The organism is Clostridium nigeriense (assembly GCF_900086595.1).
Classification (GTDB): Bacteria; Bacillota; Clostridia; order Clostridiales; family Clostridiaceae; genus Clostridium; species Clostridium nigeriense.
Genome location: NZ_LT575472.1, coordinates 210,637 through 234,679, shown reverse-complemented (window position 1 = coordinate 234,679; position 24,043 = coordinate 210,637). Strand labels below are relative to the sequence as shown.

15 protein-coding genes, 4 tRNA genes, 2 rRNA genes and 1 other annotated feature (1 of these 22 cut by a window edge) are annotated in these 24,043 nt (G+C 30.0%); of the genes, 2 read left to right on the top strand and 19 right to left on the bottom strand.

The genetic code is table 11. The annotated features are described in order from the left end of the window. Nucleotides 1-73: 73 nt before the first annotated feature. Both BN6774_RS01400 and BN6774_RS01395 read left to right on the top strand, forming a co-directional pair. A complete protein-coding gene (locus BN6774_RS01400) occupies nucleotides 74-1,420 on the top strand; it encodes a CCA tRNA nucleotidyltransferase (protein ID WP_066889355.1) in 1,347 nt (448 codons plus the stop codon). Between the two features lie 200 nt (nucleotides 1,421-1,620). After that, entirely contained in the window at nucleotides 1,621-1,800 is a 180-nt protein-coding gene (locus tag BN6774_RS01395; RefSeq protein WP_066889353.1) for a hypothetical protein, read from the top strand. A 145-nt stretch (nucleotides 1,801-1,945) separates the two neighbouring features. Here the strand turns inward: BN6774_RS01395 and addA are convergent, their stop codons facing one another. The 19 genes from addA to BN6774_RS01300 all read right to left on the bottom strand — a co-directional run. After that, nucleotides 1,946-5,719: a helicase-exonuclease AddAB subunit AddA gene (addA, locus tag BN6774_RS01390; protein WP_066889351.1), complete on the bottom strand. Its 3,774-nt coding sequence runs from the start codon at nucleotides 5,717-5,719 to the stop codon at nucleotides 1,946-1,948. A gap of 3 nt (nucleotides 5,720-5,722) precedes the next feature. Continuing rightward, nucleotides 5,723-9,157, bottom strand: a complete 3,435-nt coding sequence (addB, locus tag BN6774_RS01385) for a helicase-exonuclease AddAB subunit AddB (RefSeq protein ID WP_066889349.1) — start codon at nucleotides 9,155-9,157, stop codon at nucleotides 5,723-5,725. 43 nt (nucleotides 9,158-9,200) lie between these two features. Continuing rightward, complete coding sequence (locus BN6774_RS01380) at nucleotides 9,201-9,716, bottom strand: GNAT family N-acetyltransferase (protein WP_066889347.1); 516 nt, start codon at nucleotides 9,714-9,716, stop codon at nucleotides 9,201-9,203. Between the two features lie 106 nt (nucleotides 9,717-9,822). Then, entirely contained in the window at nucleotides 9,823-10,602 is a 780-nt protein-coding gene (locus BN6774_RS01375; protein WP_066889345.1) for an endonuclease/exonuclease/phosphatase family protein, read from the bottom strand. A 1-nt stretch (nucleotide 10,603) separates the two neighbouring features. Next, on the bottom strand, nucleotides 10,604-12,268 hold the full coding sequence (locus BN6774_RS01370) for a PTS transporter subunit IIBC (protein ID WP_066889343.1): 1,665 nt from the start codon (nucleotides 12,266-12,268) through the stop codon (nucleotides 10,604-10,606). A gap of 18 nt (nucleotides 12,269-12,286) precedes the next feature. Continuing rightward, nucleotides 12,287-13,951, bottom strand: coding sequence for an alpha-glucosidase (locus tag BN6774_RS01365; RefSeq protein WP_066889341.1), 1,665 nt, complete (start codon nucleotides 13,949-13,951; stop codon nucleotides 12,287-12,289). A gap of 83 nt (nucleotides 13,952-14,034) precedes the next feature. Further along, on the bottom strand, nucleotides 14,035-14,979 hold the full coding sequence (locus tag BN6774_RS01360) for an ROK family protein (protein ID WP_066889339.1): 945 nt from the start codon (nucleotides 14,977-14,979) through the stop codon (nucleotides 14,035-14,037). A gap of 176 nt (nucleotides 14,980-15,155) precedes the next feature. Then, nucleotides 15,156-16,157, bottom strand: a complete 1,002-nt coding sequence (locus BN6774_RS01355; RefSeq protein WP_066889337.1) for a LacI family DNA-binding transcriptional regulator — start codon at nucleotides 16,155-16,157, stop codon at nucleotides 15,156-15,158. A gap of 164 nt (nucleotides 16,158-16,321) precedes the next feature. Further along, a tRNA-Ser gene (locus BN6774_RS01350) sits at nucleotides 16,322-16,412 on the bottom strand. 24 nt (nucleotides 16,413-16,436) lie between these two features. After that, nucleotides 16,437-16,527 (bottom strand) — tRNA-Ser (locus BN6774_RS01345). 191 nt (nucleotides 16,528-16,718) lie between these two features. Continuing rightward, nucleotides 16,719-16,809, bottom strand: a tRNA-Ser gene (locus BN6774_RS01340). Nucleotides 16,810-17,072: 263 nt separating this feature from the next. Next, the gene (gene serS / locus BN6774_RS01335; protein WP_066889335.1) at nucleotides 17,073-18,350 is read right to left on the bottom strand and encodes a serine--tRNA ligase; all 1,278 of its coding nucleotides are present in this window, start codon (nucleotides 18,348-18,350) and stop codon (nucleotides 17,073-17,075) included. Nucleotides 18,351-18,401: 51 nt separating this feature from the next. After that, nucleotides 18,402-18,602: a binding site (T-box leader), on the bottom strand. A gap of 50 nt (nucleotides 18,603-18,652) precedes the next feature. Further along, a complete protein-coding gene (locus BN6774_RS01330) occupies nucleotides 18,653-18,904 on the bottom strand; it encodes a DUF1667 domain-containing protein (RefSeq protein WP_066889333.1) in 252 nt (83 codons plus the stop codon). Beyond that, a complete protein-coding gene (locus BN6774_RS01325) occupies nucleotides 18,897-20,309 on the bottom strand; it encodes an FAD-dependent oxidoreductase (RefSeq protein WP_066889331.1) in 1,413 nt (470 codons plus the stop codon). Before BN6774_RS01325 ends, BN6774_RS01330 begins: the two co-directional genes overlap by 8 nt. 18 nt (nucleotides 20,310-20,327) lie before the next feature. Then, entirely contained in the window at nucleotides 20,328-20,834 is a 507-nt protein-coding gene (locus BN6774_RS01320; protein WP_066889329.1) for a transcription repressor NadR, read from the bottom strand. 15 nt (nucleotides 20,835-20,849) lie between these two features. Then, complete coding sequence (locus BN6774_RS01315) at nucleotides 20,850-21,359, bottom strand: HD domain-containing protein (protein WP_066889327.1); 510 nt, start codon at nucleotides 21,357-21,359, stop codon at nucleotides 20,850-20,852. Between the two features lie 133 nt (nucleotides 21,360-21,492). Beyond that, nucleotides 21,493-21,568, bottom strand: a tRNA-Ala gene (locus BN6774_RS01310). A gap of 10 nt (nucleotides 21,569-21,578) precedes the next feature. Next, a 5S ribosomal RNA gene (gene rrf, locus BN6774_RS01305) occupies nucleotides 21,579-21,695 on the bottom strand. Between the two features lie 45 nt (nucleotides 21,696-21,740). Then, nucleotides 21,741-24,043 (bottom strand): 23S ribosomal RNA (locus tag BN6774_RS01300) (it continues 602 nt past the right edge of the window).

Sequence of the window (24,043 nt, the reverse complement as noted above, 5' to 3'; positions counted from 1 at the left end):
GCATGTTATTTTAAACTTAAATTTTCATTATATGATATGATTATTTATATAAAATTTAAAAGGTAGGTTAACAATGAAAATAAATATTCCAAAGGAAGTAGAATTTATAATTAATAATTTTTATAAAAATGGATATGAGGCCTATATGGTAGGAGGCTGTGTTAGAGACAGTCTTTTAGGGGTTAATCCTAAGGATTATGATATAACTACATCTGCTAAACCAGAAGAAACTATTTCTCTTTTTAAAAAGACTATCCCTACGGGTTTAAAACATGGAACTATTACAGTTCTTATAAATAATAATCCTTATGAGGTTACTACCTTTAGAACTGAAGGAAGTTACTTAGATAATAGAAGACCATCATCTGTTGATTTTGTAACAGATATAAAAGAAGATTTGTCTAGAAGAGATTTTACTATAAATGCCTTAGCTTATAACTCAACTAATGGTTTAATAGATTATTTCAATGGAACTAATGACCTTAAAAACAAAATAATTAGATGTGTTGGTAATCCTGATAAGAGATTTAAAGAAGATGCTTTAAGGATGCTCCGTGCTATAAGATTTAGTTGTCAATTATCTTTTGATATTGAGGATAATACTTATACTGCTATTAAAAATAATTATAAATTAATTGAAAATATAAGTTTTGAAAGAATTCGAGATGAAATTTGTAAAATATTAATTTCACCTAATCCATCAAAAGGTTTAGAGCTTTTGAAGGATACAAATTTATTAGAGTTAATCCTTCCAGACATAAATTCCCTAGTTGATTTTTCACCTAAGTGTACTAATCATAATAGAAATGTATTTGAGCATACCTTAAATGTTATTAATAATACTGAAAGCAATTTAATACTAAGACTATCTGCTCTTTTACATGATGTAGGAAAATTAAAAACTCTAACTTCTTTTAATAATGGAAGCTTCTATGGTTTTCCTGGACATAGTATTGAAGGCTCTTTAATGAGTAAAAAAATTCTTTTAAAACTAAGATTTGATAATAATACTATAAAAATAGTTTCAAAGTTAATAGAGCACCACTTAGTGTTAAATGTTAATACTATGCCTACTAAATATGAAGTTAAAAAGTTATTAATTGATGTTGGTAAAAATAATATTAATTTATTATTTAAACTTCAAAGGGCTGATATAAATTCTTTAGATAATCCAAAAGTATTTTTAGAAAAAGTGGCCTACACTGAAAAATTAGCAAGTGAAATTATAGAAAATAATGAACCTTTATTAATTAAAGACCTAGATATTACTGGGGAAAATTTAATATATGAGTTCAATTTAAAACCTGGAAAAATAATTGGGGATATATTAAGTTTTCTTTTAAATAAAGTTTTAGAAAATCCAGAATTAAATTCAAAAGAAGAACTTTTAAAATTAGCAAAGACTAATTTTAATCTTTAAAATATAAAATGTTAAACATTATACTTTTATATTATGGGATTATAACCTAAATAGATATATAATAAAAATATATGTTATTAAACAATTGTATTATATTACAAACTAGAGAATAAATTTACTCACTAATAAAGCAAATTGTATACTTTTAGAAATTATTTTTATATTTAATTGACTATTAAATTTATAAGGGAGTATTTAAAATGAAAATAGATATTAATATTTTTGCTATTCTTGCTACTATCATTAACTTTTCTATATTAATCGCTATCATAATACTATTATATAAAGCAATAAAAGGTATTAAGAGTTTTATTAATAGAAATAAAGAGTTAGATAGGAAAGTAGATATTATTTTAAGTAAATTAGATGATAAAAATTAAAATAATTCTAGAATATATTTTATTCACAAGTAATAAAGAATCTTTTTATACAAAATTTTGATCTATTGCAAATTAAAAGTGGATAATTATTATCCACTTTTTTTATATTATCAACATCAGTTTAAAATAGAGCCTTATTTTTACATTATATAATTACTTCTTTTCCTAGTCCAAATAAATATAGGTAGCTTTCCTTAACCTTTTTACCTGTTATTTTTTCAACTGCATCTTTATAGTATTTTAACTGTACTCTATATTTTTCTATAATTTCTTCTTCCATTCCTTCTACTACATAGTCTGTCTTATAATCTAATAATACTATTCCATCCTCTTCTTCAAATATACAATCTATTATTCCTTGAAGTCTTACGTTTTCTTTTCCGTAAAGTTTTTCTGGTAATGTACTATCAATATTTAAACTACTTATTTCTGTATAGAAAGGAAGCTCTCTTTTTACTAACCTATTTTCATTATATGCACTTAACATTCTTTTTCCTAAATTACTTCTGAAAAAACCCAGGAAATTAATTTTATCCACAGCCTTAACTTCATCTTCAGAAAGTAAATTATTATTTTTCATCTCATTTATTTGTTCTTTTATTTCATCTCTAGTATGAACTTTTTCTAAATTTAACTTCTGCATTATAAAGTGTACAGCTGTACCTCTTTCTGATGCTGATAAACCTTTCTTTTCTTGAAGGAATTTAGGTTTTATTACTTCCTTATCTTTAAATATATTAACAGTTAGAACATCATCATCTTCATTTTCATAAAGCGATCTCTTTAAGTCAGAAACAGACACATTACTAGGTAATCCACTAGCTAAGCTATATTTATATTCATAATCTAATCTTCTTCTTATTTCTTTATCAATATAATTTACATGTGAATGAATAAATAATTCATCTTCACTATTTTCATCCACAGCCACTTCATCTTTTTCCACAGTTAAGTCATTTTTACTCCACATTTTAACCTTCCATGTGGAAAAATCATTAACAATTAAACTGTTTGTAGAACCTATATAATTTCTTAAGTTTTCTCCATCTCTATGTTTACAAATGGCCATTCCAATCCAATCTAAATAGCTTTTTCCCTTAAGTACTTCTGATGGTGGAACTATTTCATCATCTATAGAAGCTGCTGACATCCATCTAGAAATAGATTTTTCTAAATCTCTTGTGGCACCTGTAATAATTAATTTTTCTTTAGCTCTTGTAAAGGCAACATAGAGAATTCTCATCTCTTCTGATAGTGTTTCAAATAATATCTTCTTTTTTATAGCTTCTTTTGCTAAGGTACTATAAGAATTTCTTCTTTCTAAATCCACATAATCAGGTCCTAATCCTAAATCATCATGATAAAGAATTGATTTATTTAAATCCATTAAATTAAATTGCTTTCCAAATCCAGAAGTAAATACTACTGGAAATTCAAGTCCCTTACTTTTATGAATACTCATTATTCTAACAACATCTTCATTTTCTCCAAGAACCTTTGCACTTCCCATATCCCCTGAGGAGTTTCTTAGCTTATTAATAAAGTTTATAAAATTAAACAATCCCTTAAAGCTTGTTTGTTCGAATTGCTTAGCTCTTTGGAATAATATTTTTAAATTCGCTTGTCTTAACTTTCCATTTGGCATAGCTCCTACATAACCATAGTAAGCAGTATCCATATATAAATACCATATAAACTCATCTATAGGTGTATATATAGATTTTTTTCTCCACTTTTTTAAATTATTAATAAACATTTTGCATTTATATTTAAGTTCTTCATTTACTTCATAAGCATCTTCAGAAACATCACTTATAATTTCATAGAAGTATTTTTCCTTATTTAAAAGTCTAATATCTCCTAGTTCTTCTGCTGTAAATCCAACTAAAGGAGATCTTAAAACAGAAATCATAGGTACATCTTGCATTGGATTATCTATTATTTTTAATAAAGACATTATTGTTCTAATTTCTATAGTTTCAAAATATCCTGTTCCAGTATCAGCGTAAATAGGTATTCCTTCATATCCTAATTCCTCTAAAAATATTTCAGACCAATTTTTTGTTGCTCTTAATAAAATTACTATATCTTTATATTTAAGAGGCCTATATTCTCCTGTTTCCTTATCTAAAACCTTAAATATTTTTCCTGTATTAATATCAGGGTTCAATAATTCTTTTATTCTTCTTGCAACTATTCTTGCCTCAAGAGTTATTGCATCTACATCTTCTTCCTCTTCTATATCTGATATATCTGAATCGGTTAAATTAACCTCTTCTATTTTATCTTCTTCTGGTATATCCTTATTACCTGACTTATCTAAAATATGAAGCTCAATGGGCCCTGCTACAAATGTATTTTCATCTTCATTTTCCTTATAGCTAGCCCCTAAGTTTAAAGCTTCTTCATCATTATATTCAAGCTCACCAACAGTCTTAGACATTACTTCTTTAAAAATATAATTAACTCCATTAATAACTTCTTCCCTACTTCTAAAGTTTTTATATAACTGTATTTTTCTATTTAAACTTCCATCTTCTAATGGGTAACTATTATATTTTTCTAAAAATAACTCTGGCTTTGCTTGCCTAAATCTATATATACTTTGCTTAACATCTCCAACCATAAATACATTAGGATTCTCTAAACTTTTTCTTGAAACTAAATCTATAATAGCTTCTTGAACATTGTTAGAATCTTGGTATTCATCTACAAGAACCTCATCAAAATATTCTCTAAAGCCTTCTGATACACTTGATGGATTTATATTTCCTTCTTCATCATTACTAATAAGTATCTTTAAACATAAATGTTCTAAATCATTAAAGTCCAATAGATTTCTTTCTCTTTTCTTTTTCTTAAATCTATTTATAAAATCTAAGGTTAGCTTACTTATCATTTTCATATATGGATAAGAGTTTTTTATTCCATTTAAAGCATCTTCTACAGTCATAGAAAAGCTATCTTCAACTAATTTAGCACATTTTTTCTTAATACTATCTCTTATAGATTTTACTATTTCTAAACTTTCTACATCTGAGACCTTATCCTTTTTAACTGATTTTAGCCTACCAAAACTTATTTTACTAACTTCACTATAAAGTTCTCTAATTCCATAATTTAATGCTTCTAAAACACCATTAAACATATTTATTTCATCATTAAAGGTAGCTTCATAGGGTTCTAAACCTTCTGTTGACTTTATTAAATCTAATGCCTTTCCTAAAATCTTTATATACCCTGAAACCTCAATAGCTATAGTTTCTTTTAATACCTTAATCCAGACAGTTTCATTTAAATCTTCAATAGTTTCTATATTAAAACTTTCTGCACTATCTCTAAGCCATTCTTCTGGCCATGGTCCACTCATAGAAAATCTATATAAATCTAATATTATTTCTTTTAATCTTTCATCATCTCTAGAAGTGCTATATGCATCTATTAACCTTTTAAAGTCCTCATCCTCATTTTCATAATAGTCTTCAAACATATCATTAATTACTTCTAATTTTAGTAATGTATTTTCTGTTTCATCAGCTATTCTGAAAGTAGGATCTAAATTAATAATGTGATAGTAATTTTTTATAACATCTAAGCAAAATGAATGCATAGTTGTAATGTTTGCCCGACTTAAAAGTGTTAATTGTCTTTGTAATACTTTAGAATTAGGATTAACTTCTAAAGCTTTAGATATAGCATCTGCTATTCTTTCTCTCATTTCAGCAGCAGCTGCTGAAGTAAAAGTAACTACTAAAAGTCTATCTATATCTATTGGATTATCTTCATTAGTAATAATTCTTATAATCCTTTCTACTAATACTGCTGTTTTTCCAGATCCTGCTGCAGCAGCTACTAGAAGATTACAATTTCTTGTATTTATAGCTTTAAGCTGATCTTCAGTCCATTTAGTACTTCCCATAACCTAAACATTACCTCCCTTCTCTACCTCATCCTTTATTAACTTCCAGGCTTCTTCATTACTCTTTTTTAATACTATCTTATATTTATTATTTTCTATAGAAGTATCAAATTGACATATAGATGAGTAGTCACAATAATCACAATATGGAGTGTTATTATTCTTACATGGAGCTATTTTAATTTCTCCACTCAACATTTCTTCACAAAGCTCTGCCATCTTATCATTTACATACTTTCTTAATATATCGAATTGTTCCTCAGTAACAACTGAGCTAGTTGCTGTAAAGTTTCCATCCTTCTTTATTGCTGCTGGAATAATTAATGAATACGCAGATTCTATATCACTATCCATAGCCTTAACTACATTTATATCTTTAAGTAATAATCCACTCATTTTTAATTCTTTTAATATATTTTCTTTAATTTCTTCTTCTGTAAGCTGCTTTTTAGACTTAATTATTGGATCATCTATTTTAAAATATAAAATTGCTCCTGGCATGGCTTGCTTTTCTAATAAGTATTTTGAATTTTTAATAAGAGCATCTAAATATACTAAAAGCTGTATTTGAAGCCCATAATATACTTCTGTTAAATTAAATTTCTTATTCCCAGATTTATAGTCAACTACCTTTATATAAGTATTACCATCTAAATCTAAAGTATCTATTCTATCAACTCTACCAACTAAGTACACAGTTTCTTTAGATGGAAGCTCTATCTTTATAGGTTCTCCATCTTTAAATCCACCAAATTCAAATTCATTTTTAAATACTTCAAAACGTCCTTTTCTCATCTGCTCTGAAATAACCATAACAGATTTTGTTATAGTTCTTTTAAATCTATCTGCAAAATATTTATATTTCTTTGTACTATTTAATATTGAGTTAGTATCATTTTCTAATCTTTTATTAACTAATTCATTAACTATAACCTTACACTTTTCTTTATTTAATTCTGACCACGCTATTTTCTCATTTCTAACAGTATTAGTAAAATCATCTAATACATTATGCATAAAAGACCCTAAATCAGGAGCTGAGAATTCATATACTTTTCTATCTTTTGCTTTTAGCCCATATTGAACATAATAAGAGAAAGGACATTGAGCATACTTTTCTATTCTAGATATATTAAACACAAGCTTCTTATTTTCTAACTGATAAAGTCTTTTTATTTTATCTCTAGGAACCTTCTCTACTAGATTAGTATAAGTTAATCCCTTAAACATTCTATTAGCTTTACTTCTAAAAATTTCATTGTTTTCAAACCATTTAAATGCTTCAGCCCAATATTCATCTACCTCTTCTTTTTCAAATTCCATTCTTAAAGCTGAAATAAGCTCATTAAAAGTAGGAAGTGGTGCTGTTATTTTACTAAACTTATCATTCTTATCTCTTAAATTATATATTTCACTTTCCTCAATAACATTAGGTAATACCTTCTTTATCCTTGGAATAATTATAGATGGCCTTAAGGATTTTCCCTCAAAGTCTGCCATAGGGAAAGTTATCATTAAATACTCTGAGGCAATTGTTAAAGCTGTATAAACTATAAACTGCTCTTCAAATGCTCTACTTTTAGTATCAGAAGCTAATTTTATTCCTATATCTCTTAGCATATCTCTTTCTCTATCACTTATTATTCCTTCATCCTTATTAACTGCAGGAATCACTCCATCATTTACTCCTATTAAGTATACTGCCTTTATATCTCTTCCTTTAACCCTAGATATATCACCAATGTTAACTTGATCTAAAGCCATAGGAATTACCCCTATTTCTTTTTCTTCAAATCCTGATATAAGAATCTTAGTAAATTCTTTTATATCTATGACTTCATCTCCAAGAACCTCAACTAATTGGTCTAATATATCCATAACCATTTCTGGAACTTGAATATATTCTTTAATCTTGTCTTGATAACCTAATTCATTAAATTCCTCTAGCCAATTTTCTAATGTTTTAAATACATTTAATTCAACTAAAAATTCATAAAGATTAATAGCTATTTCTTTAACTGAAGTATTTTGTTTTATATTTTTATGAAGTTTCATTAAAGGTGCCCTAATTTCCTCCATAATTTCTAAAACTATATTTTCATCCTCTTTTATATCATCTCTATCATAGAGATCTTTAGTCCATTTATATCCCTTTATTCCATTAGCTAAAACATAGTTTTCAAGTATATCTATATATTTTTCTTCTATATTAACTAATCCACTTTTTAAGTATTTAAATACACTTTCATAAGACCAATTGCTTGATAATATTTCTAAAGATGAAATTATCAATACTACTAATGGATTATCTAAGATTTGTCTTTTCTTATCTAAGAAAAATGGAATATTATAATCGTTAAATATAACTGTAGCTATCTTTTCATATTCATCAATGTTTCTGCAAATAACAGCTATATCTTTATATCTATATCCCTTGTCTCTTACCATAACCAATATATCTTTAGCTACTGTTTCTATCTCCTCATAACTATTATTAGCTTTATATAATCTTACATTATTAGCCTTGCCTTTATAAGGCTTAAAAGGATAAGTGAAAAAATGTCTTTCCAAGTGCTGAAGATCTTCACTCCCTAAAAATCTATAAGAATATCCCTTATTTAAATCAATAGGTTCTAAATAAGATATATTTCCGTCCTTCATAATATTTAATATAGAATTTTCAGTGTTCCTTATTGCATCAAATATATCTGTATAATCTACATCATTTCCACCGCCTAAGCTATCACTACATAAAGTAATATTTAATGTCTTAGCTCTCTTAGCTAAGATTTTAATAACTTCTAACTGTTGAGGTGTAAATGTAGTAAACTCATCTATCCATATTTCCGAACCATCATAAATATTACACTCTGTAAGCTTTTCTGCTAATAAAGTTAATTCATCATCAGAATCTATAAATCTTTTATGAAGTATTTCATTAAAATCATGATAAATTATCTTTAAATCACTCATCTTCTTTTTCAATTCTTCATCATAAATTTCCTCTTCACTAGTCCCTAACATTTCCGTGGAAATATTATATTTTTTAAATTCCGTTATAATTTTAGAAACTACAGAAGAAAAACCATGCTCTTTTGACATTCTATTAAAGTATTGAAGTTCATCTCCCTTATCTTTAAGAAGTTTATAAATAAGCATATTTCTACCTGAATCACTTATCCTTAAATCATTTCTTCCTCCACATTCTTCAAATACTCTGTGAGCCATTCTCTTAAAGCTTAATACTTCTCCTCTTAAAAATCCTTTTTCTTTTACTATATCTAAAAACTTTTTTTCTGTATCAAAAGTATATTGTTCTGGCACTATTAAAATTAGCTTATTCGTATCATTGTTATTTTCTATTTTTTTCTTAATTTGTTCTAAACAAAATCTGCTTTTTCCAGTACCAGCTCTACCGAAAATAAATCTAATTCCCATACAAACCTCCTATTATTTAATATCTTAATTATTCCCCATAGCCCTAAATAAATTCTTCTCTTAGTAATCCCATTACTAAAGTATCTAAGTATTTTCCGTCATAATAGTACTTACTCCTTCTTATACCTTCATCCTTAAATCCACATTTTCTGTAACAATTAATTGCTCTTTTGTTTTCAATAACAACTTCTAATTCTACCTTATGAGCTTGTCTGCTATTAAATAAGTATGAACATAATGTCCTTATAGAATCAAATCCATACCCTTTATTCCAAAATTCTTTTCCTATAGTTATTCCAATAGAGTACACATCTCTAGTATAACTATTTTCTTTATAATAAACATATCCAATCAAATCGCTAGAATTAGTTACTATTACCATTTCTTTTTTATTTGGCTTTGTTAAATGGTGAAACTGGCTATTTATATATTCCTTAGTCATAACCCCTGTAGATAATCCGTTATATTTTAAAACATCCTCATCTGCACAAGTATCGTATAATGCCTCTATATCTTCTCTTACCGGATCTCTCATATATATTTTTTCTCCATATAGCATTTTACGCATCTCCCTTAGTCTTTTATTGTTATACCTTTATTATAGAACTAAGTTAATAATAAAAAAATAAAAAGAGCCAAACTTTATTGAATTTGGCTCTTTAAAACTATATTTCTATTTCTACTCCATAATGATCTGATATAACTTCTTTATTTTTACCATTAAATATTACATTAGATTTTAAAACTCTAATATCTTCCGTTGTAAATATTATATCAAGACGCTTATTTTCTTTTTTCCCTTCCCAGCCTGCAATTTCTCCTTCTACAGTTATACCACAGTCCTTTTCAATTGCTAGATTATAAGTATCTATTAATCCCTTACTTAATAGATAATCATAACCCTCTCCTTTTATAAATCCATCATTATTGAAGTCTCCCATAATAAAACTCTTATTATTTATTTTACTTATAAGGTTATCTACTTGATTTCTAAAAGGTTCATCCGTATCTCCCCACCAACCCAAATGGCAAGTAAAAAAACTTATTTTTTCTTTATTTATATTTATATTAGCCTTTATTATTTTTCTGCTTTTATAAAAAAAAGTATCATCGCTTTTAGTTATATAGAAGCTTTCATAGCTTTCAATATTATGCTTTGTTAGAATAGCTAATCCTTCTTCATATATATCATATCCAATATGCGAAAAATCCCAAATATACTTATAGCTATCTTCACCTATTTTTTTTAGTTCTTCATTTAATAAATGTACAAAGTTATCTTCTTTTATATTTTTATTTATAAATTTACTTTCTATACTTTGACTAACTTCTTGAAGAGTTATAACATCAAATTGTTTTTCTTTTATTACTTTTGCTAAGTATTTAATTTTACTTCTTTGTTCCTCTTCCATCCATGAGTGACAATTAAGTGTTAATAACCTCATATTAAACTCCTAATATATCTTGTATATTTGATTTTAAAACATCTGCTTTTGGGCCATATATAGCTTGAACGCCTTTATCTCTAATGATAAGTCCTAAAGCTCCATTCTTCTTCCATTCAGCTTCATTTGCAACTAAGTTTATATCTTTTACTGTAACTCTTAACCTTGTCATACAAGCATCAATATCTTCTATATTATCTTTTTCACCTAATAATGATATTATTTTTACTGCTTGTAAATCATTTTGTGTTATATCATTTTTTATTCCTATCTTTGAATCTTCTATTTCTGATTCTATATAGTTTCCATTACGTCCTGGAGTTGGTATATTAAATTTCTTTATTAATATATTAAATATACCATAGTTTAATCCAAAGAATACTAAGCATGAAATTACAAAGTTAATTAAGTCTCTTATTAAACCTGCATGAACCATCATTGGAGTTCTTGTTAATAATTCAATTAATCCAAATGAGTGTACTCTTAATTGTATAACATCAGCTAAAGCAAATCCTAAACCTGTTATTATTGCATATACTACATATAATATTGGTGATACAAACATAAACATAAATTCAATTGGCTCTGTTACACCAGTTAAAAATACTGCAATAGCAGCTGAGAAGAATACTGATTTGTATTTGCTCTTTTTATCTGATTCAACATTCTTATACATTGCAAAAGCTATACCTAAAAGTGATGCTGTAGATAATATTACTTGTCCTGCTTTGAATCTTGCTGGCACAACACTATTTAATAAATTATTGTATTCAACCATATTCCCTGCATCTTTTAAGTTAATTAAGTCACCTATCCATGCTAACCATAATGGATCCTGGCCTGCTACCATTGTACCTGCTGCTGATCCAGTTAATGTAGTATAAACTCCACCTAGTTCTGTATAATTTACTGGCACTGTCAACATATGATGTAAGCCAAAAGGTAATAGTAAACGTTCTAGTGAACCGTATACAAATGGTGCTAATATAGGTGCTGTATCCTTTGATTCAGCAAGCCAAACTCCAAAAGCATTCAATAATCCTTGTATGAATGGCCATACTATTGCTAAAATTACAGCTGTAACTGTTGAACCTAAAATAACTACAAATGGAACAAATCTCTTACCATTAAAGAAGTCTAAAGCTTTTGGTAGTTTATTGAAATTATAATATTTATTATATAAAGCAGCTCCTAAGAACCCTGCTATTATACCTACAAAAACCCCCATGTTAAGTGCAGGAGCACCTAAAATACTAGTAAAATAATTTCCTACTACTAAATCAGCACCAAATAATGATTTAACTGTTGCTGTTGTATTTGTTAACATATCTGAGCTTACTCCAAATATAGCTCCAGTTATCCTATTAATTAAAATAAATGATAGTAATCCAGCAAATGCACCACCAGCTCTTTCCTTAGCCCATGATCCACCTATTGCTACTGCAAATAATACATGTAAATTCCCAATTATAGCCCAACCTATGTCTTCCATAACCCTAGCTATTGTATCTATCATTGTTATGTCAGATGACATTCCTATTAACTTACCAATAGATATCATAACCCCTGCTGCTGGCATAACAGCAACTACTACTAATAATGCCTTACCAAACTTTTGCCAAAAATCAAATGATATTAATTTTCCTTTTTTTGATGTTTTACTCATTTCTTTTCTCCTTTTTTATTACTTTAATTTATACAATCTTGCTTCATATGGTTTTAATAGTACGTTAGTAATGTCACTATGAGCTTCAACCTTATAATTTGATAATAATAATTTTTCATATTTTAATAATTCTTTTTCATATTTAAACTCTACATGCTTTCCTGTAAGGTTAGTCATAATAATAAATCTCTTATTATCGAACTCTCTTATATATGAATATATACTTTCATCATCTTCTAAAATTAATTTATATTCTCCATATATTAGAGCTTCATTTTCTTTTCTTATTTTTATCATTTTTTTATAAAAATTAAGGATAGAATCTTCATTACTTAATTGATTTTCAACATTTATCTCTGTGTAATTAGGGTTTATTTTAATCCAAGGATTTGAACTAGAAAATCCACCATTAATAGAATTATTCCACTGCATTGGTGTTCTTGCATTATCTCTAGAAACAGCCCACAGATGCCTTAACGCCTTATCTTTATCAATGCCTTTTTCTATCATATCATTGTAGATGCCTACACTTTTTATATCATTATAGTCATTAATACTTTTATATTTAACATTTGTCATACCAATTTCTTGCCCTTGGTATATGAAAGGTGTTCCTTGTTGCATAAAGTACATTAACCCTAATGCAGTAGAGCTTTCTTTCCAATAATTTTTATCATCTCCCCAAGTTGATACTGCTCTTGGTATATCATGATTTTCAATAAATAATGCATTCCATCCCTTATTATGAAGTCCGTATTGCCATCTAGTTAATATATCCTTACATTCTTTAACATTAAATTCTTGATCATCTTCATTATTCCATAAATCTAAATGTTCAAACTGGAATACCATATTAAACTTACCATTTTCATCTCCAACCCACTCTTCTGCATGCTCTGCATTTACTCCATTTGCTTCTGCAACAGTCATAATGTCATATTTAGAAAATGTATTCTCATTTAATTCATCTAAAAGTTCATGTATTCCTTCAACATTCATATGTTTTTCAAAAGAACTTACATATCTCTCATTATTAGGATTTGGCATATCTTTTAAACCGTTTTCCTTTTTTACATGACTTATGGCATCAACTCTAAATCCGTCTATTCCCTTATCAAGCCACCAATTTATCATTTTATATAACTCTTTTCTAACATCTTTATTTTCCCAGTTTAAATCTGGTTGTTTCTTTGAAAATAAGTGTAAAAAATATTCATCTGTGCTTTCATCATATTCCCAAGCAGATCCTTTAAAAATACTTTCCCAATTATTAGGTTCTAATTCACCTTTACCTTTTCTCCAAATATACCAGTCTCTTTTTGGATTATTCTTTGATGATTTTGATTCTATAAACCATTCATGTTCATCACTAGTATGATTTATAACTAAGTCTATAATTAACTTCATATCCCTCTTGTGAACCTCATTTAAAAGCTCATTAAAGTCATCCATATTCCCAAAATCACTCATTATATCTTGATAATCACTTATATCATAACCATTATCATCGTTTGGTGATTTATACATTGGACAAATCCATATAACATCTATCCCTAAATCCTTTATATAATCTAATTTTGATATTATTCCTTTTAAATCACCTATTCCATCATTATTGTAATCCATAAAGCTTCTTGGATATATTTGATATGCTACTGCCTCTTTCCACCAAATTTTTTTCATTTCTCTTACTCCTCTTCAGTTTTGCGCAATCGGTTGCACAAATAGTTTTTTAATATGTGTGTACTAATGCACACACATATTTTTTATTTATGCTCTAATATTGCTAAAGCTGCTGCCCCTAAGACTCCAGCTTTACCGCCTAATAATGCTTTTTCTACTTTACAATGATTATATATAGTTCTTAAACATCTTCTTGACATTTCTTCTTCTATTTTATCAAAAACTATTTGTCCAGCTTGGCTTACACCACCACCAATAACAATCTTATCTGGATCAAATATATTAGCCATATTTGTAACAGTAATTCCTAAATAAGATAGAGCCTCATTAAGTATATCTTGTGATACCTTATCTCCTCTTTCTGCTTCTAAGAAAACTTCTTTAGCTGTAACTTCTTCATAATTCTTTAATGAAGTCTCTACTTTACTTTCCACAGCTTCTCTTGCTCTTTTAGTAATTGCAGTTCCTGATGAAACAGCTTCAGAACATCCAGTGTTTCCACAACCACATCTTGGTCCACCCTTCATAACAGTAGCATGACCTATTTCTAAAGCATTTGAAGTGCTTCCCCTAAATAAACTACCGTTTATTATAGCTCCTCCGCCAATGCCTGTACTAACTGTTATAAATACCATGTTTTTACTACCCTTACCTGCTCCAAATAAGAATTCACCTAAAGTTGCTACATTAGCATCATTGTCTAAGTATGTGTTTAATTTATATTTATCAGCTATTGGCTTAACTATATTAAAGTTTTTAAATGGTAAATTAGGGGTATATACTATTAAACCTTTTTCTACATCTAAAGGTCCTGGAGAACCTATACCTATAGATTGTATATCATTAATATCTATTCCTTCTATTACTTCATCTATTGTTTTTAAAATTTTATTTAATACTACATCCTCGCCCTTATGTGCTTCAGTTGGAATAGTAATCTCTTTTACTATAGAACCATCTAAATTAACTAAAGCCGTACATATTTTGGTTCCACCTAAATCAACACCAATCACATATTTCTTTTCCATAATATCTCCCCTACACATTTATTATTTCTATTATCACTAAAATAAGTATAACATCCACGGAAACTGTTTACAATGTTGTATATCTTTATTTTAGCTCATTATTTTAATTTATCTTCATTTTATTAAATAATTCAGCATCTAGTGAAACCGCTTGCACTAGATGATTTTTCAATTTATTACTTTAATGATTCTCTTTCTATAAGCTTTGTTTCTATTATATGTGAACTTATATTAGTTTCTTTTCCTTCTAATTTGTTTATTATTAAACTTGTAGCATAATATCCTAGTTTTTCCGCATTAATATCTACCGATGCTAAAGCTGGCTTTTGATATTCAGATATTTGAATATTATTAAATCCTACTATAGATATGTCTTTTAATTTTATGTTATTTAGTACTTCTATAGTACCAAAGGCTAATAAGTCATCTGTTGCAACTATTGCTGTGGGTTTACACTTTTCTAATATAATAGTTGTTCCAACTTCACCAGTTTCCTTATTAAAATCACTACCTTCATAGATTAATTCATTATTTATATCTATATTATTATCTAGCAAGGCTTTTTTATATCCATTTAATCTATCTCTTGAAACATTTAATTTAGATTTAGCTCCTATAAATCCAATTTCTTTATGTCCATAACTTATCAATTTGCTCACTAGATCATACATTGCTTTTGTATTATCATTATCTACCCACAATATATTTTCTATATTGTCTGGTCTACCTATTACTACAAATGGAAATTGTATTTCTCTTAAATAGTCTATTATTTCGTCATTTTCCTTAACCTTTAATAAACATAATCCATCTACTAAATTACTATTTATAAATTTTTTTAACCATTCTTTTTCATTATCCTTATCTTGATTAAACCCATACATTATATAATAATCCTCTTCTTGAGCACATATACTTATTCCCTTCATAGCTTGAATAAAGAATGGATTTGAGAATATATCCTCTGCTTCTTTAGGAAGTATTACTGCTAAAATTCTTGTTTTTTTATTAGCTAATCCCCTAGCTACTACATTAGGAGTATAATTTAGCTTCTTTATAGCATTATTTACTCTTTCCTTTGTTTCATCACTAATTTTATCACTATTAGATAAAACTCTAGATACTGTGGATGTTGCTACATTTGCTTCTTTAGCCACATCCTTTATTGTAACCTTCACCTTTTATCACCTCTATAGTATTAATATAACATATTATTATTTATTAAATATATAGTGCTATATAAATTTATTAAATTATTCTACTGCATAAATATTAGTCATTTTAATTTTTATTTTTATTAAAGTAATTACAAAAAAAGCACCTAACAAAAGTTAGATGCTTTTGGCGGAGAAACCGGGATTTGAACCCGGGCGCCAGTTACCCGACCTACGCCCTTAGCAGGGGCGCCTCTTCAGCCACTTGAGTATTTCTCCATGTGCCCTCTTATAAAGGTTATATGGCGGAGAGAGTGGGATTTGAACCCACGGTACCCGTAAAGGTACGCCGGTTTTCAAGACCGGTGCCTTAAGCCAGCTCGACCATCTCTCCATATTTCAGTCTTGCGACAAATATTATTATAGCAACCACTATATATATTGTCAATTAATTTTTTTATTTTTTTAATATTATTTTTATTTTTTTATTGTTTTTAATATATATACATATTGTAAAAATATCATTATCAAATATTTTTACAATAATTATTTAAGAATTAAAAAAGCACCTAATACTAGATGCTTTGGCGGAGAGAGTGGGATTTGAACCCACGGTACCCGTAAAGGTACGCCGGTTTTCAAGACCGGTGCCTTAAGCCAGCTCGACCATCTCTCCATATTTCAGTCTCACGACAAATATGATTATAGCAACAGAAAAATATTCTGTCAACATTTTATATAAAGATTTTTTTTAAAAGTGCTAATATATCTATATTACTACATTATAATCTATTTATTCTCAACATATAATTCTATTTCTTCCATAATTTATTACTAAAAATATTTAATAATAGACCTAACTTAAATAACAAATAAACTTATTTGTATAGAAATTAAAGGCTAAATTTCCTTTATCAGATTTAGCCTTTAATAAAAAAATTATTTAATTACCTTCATATTACCCATATATGGTTGAAGTGCAGTTGGAATATTTACTGAACCATCTTCATTTAAGTTGTTTTCTAAAAATGCTATTAACATTCTTGGTGGTGCAACAACTGTATTGTTTAATGTATGTGCAAAATATTTTCCATCTTTAGAGTTTACACGAATCTTTAAACGACGAGCTTGCGCATCTCCTAAGTTTGAACAACTTCCTACTTCAAAATATTTCTTTTGTCTTGGTGACCAAGCTTCAACATCCACAGATTTAACTTTAAGATCTGCTAAATCTCCAGAACAACATTCTAAAGTTCTAACAGGTATATCTAAAGAACGGAATAAATCTACCGTATTTACCCATAATTTTTCATACCAATCCATGCTTTCTTCTGGTTTACATACAACAATCATTTCTTGTTTTTCAAATTGATGAATTCTATATACTCCTCTTTCTTCTATTCCATGAGCTCCTTTTTCTTTTCTAAAACAAGGAGAATAACTTGTTAAAGTATGTGGTAATGATTCTTCAGGTAATATAGTATCTATGTATTTACCAATCATAGAATGTTCACTTGTTCCGATTAAATATAAGTCTTCACCCTCAATTTTATACATCATAGCATCCATCTCAGCAAAGCTCATAACTCCTGTTACAACTTCACTACGAATCATATATGGAGGAATACAATAAGTAAATCCACGCTCTATCATAAAATCTCTAGCATATGAAATTATTGCTGAATGTAGTCTTGCAACATTTCCCATTAAATAATAGAATCCACTTCCTGCTACTTTTCTAGCACTATCTAAATCTAATCCACTTAACTTTTCCATTATTTCTGTGTGATATGGAATTTCAAAATCTGGAACCTTTGGCTCTCCAAAACGTTCTACTTCTACATTTTCACTATCATCTTTTCCAATTGGAACACTTGGATCAATTATATTAGGTAAAGTCATCATTATTGATTTAACTCTTTCAGCTAATTCATTTTCCTTAACTTCTAAAGCTGATAAACTTTCTGAGTTTTCAGTTACCTTCTTTTTCATTTCTTCTGCTTCTTCTCTTTTTCCTTGAGCCATTAAAGCTCCAATTTGTTTTGAGAATTTATTTCTATCAGCTCTTAATGCTTCAGCTTGTTGCTTAGCTTCTCTAAGTTTTTTATCTAATTCTATTACCTCATCTACTAGTGGAAGTTTACTATCTTGAAACTTATTTCTTATATTTTGCTTAACTATCTCTGGATTTTCTCTTACAAATTTTAAATCTAACATTACTATTTCTCCTCTCTTATTTTTGTAAATAAAAAAGAACCTTTCTCCCCTAAAAGGGACGAAAGATTCCGCGTTGCCACCCTAATTAATAACAAATACTTTGTTATTCACTTAAAAAATTTAACGGTTTATACCGTACTACTCATCGTAGTCCCTCCGAGGTGGATTCATAATATATTACTATCGATTTACACCAACCATCGACTCTCTTAAAGTTAATAATACTATTACTAGCCTCTTCAACAGTTTTATTATATTTAATCTTAATATATTATAAAACAATATTTATGTCAATAGATTACTTATTCATCTATTAAATCTCTTGTACAGATAATATCAATTCCTGTATTTAAAATGTTTTTACATATTATTTCTCCAACCTCAATTGGGGTGCTTATATAAATTCTTCCTAAAACTTTAGATAATTCTATCCAAAGACTTCTATCTACACTTTTACTAGATTTTACAGGAACTACCTTATATTTATCGCTCCCCTTGACTCTAACTATGGAAGTAAATATATCTTTATCGTTATTATCATTTAAATTACACATCTTCAAACTCCTTTATTCTACTTGAAATAATTTTTGAGTTTTTAGAATCATCTACTATTTCTGTAATATCTTTATCTAATTCTCTAGCAAGAATATTTACTATTTTCTCATAACAATAAGATCCCTGACAGGTTCCAAATCCTGATCCAGTTCTTCTCTTAACACCTTCTACGGTTCTAGCACCTAATGGTCTTCTTATACAATCTACAATTTCCCCCTCTGATATGTTATTACATACACATATTATTTTTCCATACTTTTTATCTAAAGCTATTATTTCATTGGCTTCTCTTTTTCCTAACTCTCTAAATTTATAGACTTCTCTTCTTTTATCTATAAAATTCTTTTTTAAAGTACAGTTTAAATTATTTACAATAGTATCACAAATCATTTGTGCTATGGCTGGAGATATAGTTATTTTTCCATAATGAGTTCCAGTTATCCTTATATAACCTTTATCTATTTCGCTATCATCTATTAACATTGAATCTTTATTATAGGTTTCTCTAAAAAGGTTATTAATATTATTCTTCTCTAAGTCCTGTAATAAATTATTAGCATATAATAAATTATCTCTTAAGCTAGTTCTTTCTGTACTTTTTATACCTATTAAAGATCCTGATGTAGTAGTAGGAGTACTTAATACAAAAGTATCTTTATCAAAAGTTTCTATTACTATTTTGTTTAATTTTTTTTCATAATTATCATCTACTAATAGATAACTCATATTTTTAAAATATGCTTTTTTATTTCCTATTTCTTTTTCTTCTACTTTACCATTTTTTTTAATATAAATTTCATGAGGAATTGTATTTATAACTACTTTACAACTAAACTTATTTTTATTAGTTGTTACTCTAAATCCTTTAGATAAATTTTGAATGTTTAAAACTTCTTCTTCTAATTTAAAAATAACTCCATTATCTGCTGCTACTTCGGCATACGCTATTGCTAAATCATATGGAGCTACTATACCTATGTTTTCTGAATAAAGCCCTTTTTTAATATTTTTATTTATATTAGGTTCAATATCATAAACATCCTTATTATCTATTAAATATACTCCCTTTATTCCTCTTTTTATTGCTCTATCATGCATTTCTGATAATTTAATTACTCCATTATCATCATTAACAACCCTTAATGCACCTATTTTTTTAAATGGTACCTTGAACTTTTTACATGTTTCTTCAATAATAGAATTTCCTATGTATTCAAGCCCTGCCATGACATCATCTGACGTCTCTGATCCATCATATACTATGGATGTATTAACAAAAGAAATATCATCTGCAATATCATAGTCTCTTTCTATTAACGCTATATTTAAATTATACTTTGATAATTCATAGGCTACTGAACAACCTATAATTCCACCACCTAGTATAAGAATATCATAATCCATAGTTTTTTCCTCCCATAATTATAACAAAAATCCCTTTTCATCTAACTCTTTCTTTATTGATTCTATGTCTTCTTCACTATCAGCTGCTATTGTATGAAGATGAATACCATTAGTTAAATTAGATAAGGGTTTTGCTTTTTTATTTTTAAATTCCTTTTCAAACTTATTTAAATCATTTAAGTTCTTTATCATTAGATTTCCTCTTATTTCTCCATATAAAGGATGCTCAATAATAACATCCTCAATTACTCCACCATATTTAACTACTATTTCTAATTCTTCTATAGTTTTATTACTCTCATGATTAACTGCAATTATAGATTTTACTTTATTTACATCCTTATTATAAATATACCCATCTGGAGTTGCTATAATATTCTTTCCTTCAGCTCTTAATATAGCAATATCCTTAACTATTATTTGTCTTGTAACTCCAAATAATGAAGCTAATTCTGTACCCTTTATTGCTCTATTTTCTTCAACTAACATTTTTATAATATCTTCTCTTCTTCTTTTAGAACTCATAACCCACCTCAAAACCTAATTTTTATCATCACAAGTCTTAATTATTTTTAACATATCATTATCAAATTTATCTATTCTACTATGATGATACCTAACAATATTTAATAATTCTTTATCATGCTCAAATCCATTATGCTTTAAAATATCTAATCCTATCTTTGGATGATTATAATAAACATCTACTTGCTTTATATTGTTATATTTTTTTATTTTTCCTTTAGTAAACTTATCCAATAATACTAAAGTTGACTTTTCTATTAATGATAAGTGTTTTACACTCTTCCCTACATCATGTAAAAGAGCAGCTCTACCTAATTTATACATATCAACATTAATATCTAAATCATTTCTCATTTTTATAGAGTCCTTACAAACCCTGATACAATGATGCTTATCATTATGTTTTAATGTATTAAAAATTTTAATTTCTTCTTCATTTAAAAATTTAGTTAAGTACGTACTATCTATTTTTTTAAATAATGAAGTAAATCCCCAAATAAATTGTTTAACTCTATATAAAGCCACTAAAATCACCTTTTACATTACATTTTAATTATTACCTATAAAAATAATAACATTATAAATATTTATTAGCAATTATATGTTTTTAAATAAAATTTATTTATAAAACAAAAAAAGCTACGATTATATCGTAGCTTGGTGGAGGTAAAGGGATTCGAACCCTTGACCCCTTGCGTGCAAGGCAAGTGCTCTCCCAACTGAGCTATACCCCCATAAAAAATAACCTGGCAACGTCCTACTCTCCCACACAGTCTCCCATGCAGTACCATCGGCGCTGTAGAGCTTAACTTTCCTGTTCGGAATGGAAAGGAGTGTTTCCTCTACGCCATCATCACCAGATTTCAGAGTGTTCTCTGAAAATTGCACATGAATTTATAACTTATTTTGGTCAAGCCCTCGACCTATTAGTATCAGTCAGCTAAATATGTTACCACACTTACACCTCTGACCTATCAACCTTGTGTTCTTCAAGGGGTCTTACTAGCTTATGCTATGGGAAATCTCATCTTGAGGGGGGCTTCACGCTTAGATGCTTTCAGCGTTTATCCCTTCCCGACTTAGCTACCCAGCTATGCTCCTGGCGGAACAACTGGTGCACCAGAGGTCAGTCCATCCCGGTCCTCTCGTACTAAGGACAGCTCCTCTCAAATTTCCTACGCCCGCGACGGATAGGGACCGAACTGTCTCACGACGTTCTGAACCCAGCTCGCGTGCCGCTTTAATGGGCGAACAGCCCAACCCTTGGGACCTACTACAGCCCCAGGATGCGACGAGCCGACATCGAGGTGCCAAACCTCCCCGTCGATGTGGACTCTTGGGGGAGATCAGCCTGTTATCCCCGAGGTAGCTTTTATCCGTTGAGCGATGGCCCTCCCACGAGGTACCACCGGATCACTAAGCCCGACTTTCGTCCCTGCTCCACTTGTGGGTGTCGCAGTCAGGCTCCCTTCTGCCTTTGCACTCTACGAACGATTTCCGACCGTTCTGAGGGAACCTTTGGGCGCCTCCGTTACATTTTAGGAGGCGACCGCCCCAGTCAAACTGCCCACCTAACAATGTCCCGTCACCAGTTTCATGGCGTCCGGTTAGAATCCCAATACTGTCAGGGTGGTATCCCAAGGATGACTCCACTAAGGCTGACGCCCTAGCTTCTCAGTCTCCCACCTATCCTGTACAGACAATATCGAAACTCAATGCTAAGCTACAGTAAAGCTCTACGGGGTCTTTCCGTCCAATCGCGGGTAGCGAGCATCTTCACTCGCACTACAACTTCGCCGGATTTGCAGTTGAGACAGTGCCCAAGTCATTACGCCATTCGTGCGGGTCAGAACTTACCTGACAAGGAATTTCGCTACCTTAGGACCGTTATAGTTACGGCCGCCGTTTACTGGGGCTTAAGTTCACACCTTCGCTTGCGCTAAGTGTTCCCCTTAACCTTCCAGCACCGGGCAGGCGTCAGCCCCTATACATCAGCTTGCGCTTTAGCAGAGACCTGTGTTTTTGCTAAACAGTTGCTTGGGCCTATTCTCTGCGGCCTGCTCTCACAGGCACCCCTTCTCGCTAACTTACGGGGTCAATTTGCCTAGTTCCTTAACTGCAATTCTTCCGATGGCCTTAGGATTCTCTCCTCATCTACCTGTGTCGGTTTGCGGTACGGGCACTATTTCTCTCTCTAGATGCTTTTCTTGGAAGCAGGGAATCAGATACTTCAGTCTAAAAGACCTTCCCCATCACACCTCAGGATTGTTAAGACGGATTTGCCTATCTTAACTCCCTAAATGCTTAGACTAGCATTTCCAATCGCTAGCACATCCTATCCTTCTCCGTCACACCATCGATAATAACGATAATAGTGGTATTGGAATATCAACCAATTGTCCATCACCTACGCCTTTCGGCCTCGGCTTAGGTCCCGACTAACCCTGGGCGGACGAGCCTTCCCCAGGAAACCTTAGATTTTCGGCCTGTAAGATTCTCACTTACATCTCGCTACTAATGCCAACATTCTCACTCGTAATCAGTCCACCGCTCCTTACGGTACGACTTCAGCCCGATTACGACGCTCCTCTACCGCTCAAGTAATCTTGAGCCCGTAGCTTCGGTGGTAAGTTTGAGCCCCGGACATTTTCGGCGCAGGATCTCTCGACTAGTGAGCTATTACGCACTCTTTAAATGAGTGGCTGCTTCTAAGCCAACATCCTAGTTGTCTTAGAAATCCCACATCCTTTACCACTTAACTTACACTTTGGGACCTTAGCTGACGATCTGGGCTTTTTCCCTTTTGACCACGGATCTTATCATTCGTAGTCTGACTGCCGGACTAATAGTATATGGCATTCGGAGTTTGATAAGGTTCGGTAAGCGATATGCCCCCTAGCCCATTCAGTGCTCTACCTCCATTACTCATATCCGACGCTAGCCCTAAAGCTATTTCGAGGAGAACCAGCTATCTCCGAGTTCGATTGGAATTTCTCCGCTATCCACAGCTCATCCCATGCTTTTTCAACAGCAACGTGGTTCGGTCCTCCACGGGGTTTTACCCCCGCTTCAACCTGGCCATGGATAGGTCACCCGGTTTCGGGTCTACGGCATGCAACTAGTCGCCCTATTAAGACTCGGTTTCCCTTCGGCTCCGTACCTTAAGTACTTAACCTTGCTACATACCGTAACTCGTTGGCTCGTTCTAC